This window comes from Pseudonocardia sp. D17 (assembly GCF_036984265.1).
GTDB classification, from domain to species: domain Bacteria; phylum Actinomycetota; class Actinomycetes; order Mycobacteriales; family Pseudonocardiaceae; genus Pseudonocardia; species Pseudonocardia benzenivorans.
On record NZ_BPRG01000094.1, the window covers coordinates 1 to 1,406 of the forward strand.

A 1,406-nucleotide genomic window follows, 5' to 3' on the forward strand; every position below is an offset into this window, starting at 1 on the left:
AGACGCCACGGCAGGCCTCCGCGAAGTCCCGGGCGGGGGTGTCGTCGCCCAGTCCGAGGATCGCGGTGCGCACCCGTTCGGTGGTGGCCTCGTCGGTGACCAGCGCCATCGACCCGGCGAACTTCTCGGCGATCTCCGCGTTGGTGAGCGGCCGCTCGTCGTGGCCCCGGTTCACCTGCTCGCGCCGTGTCAGCACCCGCCCGTCGGTCAGCTCGATCTCGACGTACCCGGAGTAGGCGCGTGGGAAGGCGCTCTCGTCGTCGGGCGACACGCTGACCCGGCGGGCGAGGTCGAGGATCTCGGTGTCGTGCAGCGCCTCGTCCTCCAGCTCGGCGAGCCCGAACCGGCCGCGCGAGAGCGCCGCGGACACGACGTACGGGAGGCTGAACTTGGCGTCGTACTCGTCGCGCGGCGCCCACTTGGCCTCGGCGGGCTCGCAGACGACCTTGCCGGGCACCGGGTGGATCGCGCAGCGGACGGCGGCGATGTCGGCGGGTCGCAGACCGTGCTCGGCGCGCAGGTCGAGCACGGCGTCGGCGAACGCATGGATGAAGTGGCAGATCGGGTAGGGCTTGACCGCGGTCCGCATGAGCTCCCACTGCGTGCCCAGGCCGGCGCCGAGCGCGCCGGGGTCGGTCTCCCGCCCGGCGAGGTGGGTGTTGAACAGCCCGAACCGTCCCTCGTAGACGGCGGGCGGGCCGCTCCAGCCGAACCGCGCGAAGCTCGCCGCGGTGATCCCGCACATCGCCGCCCAGCCCGGGTGCTGTCGTTTGGTCCAGGAGCCGTCCTCCAGGAACTCCAGCAGCCCCGCCGACATCGACCCGACGATGCCCTGCGCCGCGACGAGACGGTCCGCGTCGAGGCCCGCGAGCTTGCCGGCGGCCACGGCCGCGCCGAACGCGCCCGCGACGGCCGTCGGGTGGAAGCCCACGTCGTGGAACCCGCCGGCGCCGCCCAGCCCGACCCGCGCGGAGACCTCCACCCCGAGGACGTACGCGGTGAGCAGGTCGCGCGTGGTGGCACCGGCCGTCGTCGCCGCGGACAGCGCCGCGGGCAGCGCCGCCGCCGTCACGTGCGTGACGGCGGGGATGTGGGTGTCGTCGAAGTCCATGCCGTGGATGAGCACGCCGTTGAGCACGGCCGCGTCGCGCGGGTCGAGCCGGTCGGGCATGGCGAGGACGGGATGGTCGCCCGCGGAGAGGGCGGACAGCGCGTCGCGGGCGACGGCCGGGAAACCGTAGGCCGTCGAGGCGAAGGCAAGGCCGACCGCGTCGAGCACGAGGTGCCGCGCGCGCTCCAGCACCTCGGCCGGGATGTCGCCGTACTCCAGCGCGGCGCCGAACTCCGCGATCCGGCCGGACATCATCGTGCGGGCCGGGCTCTCGATGCTCACAGCAGTACCTCCG

The 1,406-nt window shown here is 74.2% G+C and carries 1 protein-coding gene; it reads right to left on the bottom strand.

The window, feature by feature from the left end:
* On the bottom strand, positions 1-1,393 hold a 1,393-nt coding region (locus PSD17_RS16335), incomplete at its 3' end, for an MmgE/PrpD family protein (protein WP_013678193.1).
* Positions 1,394-1,406 lie beyond the last annotated feature (13 nt).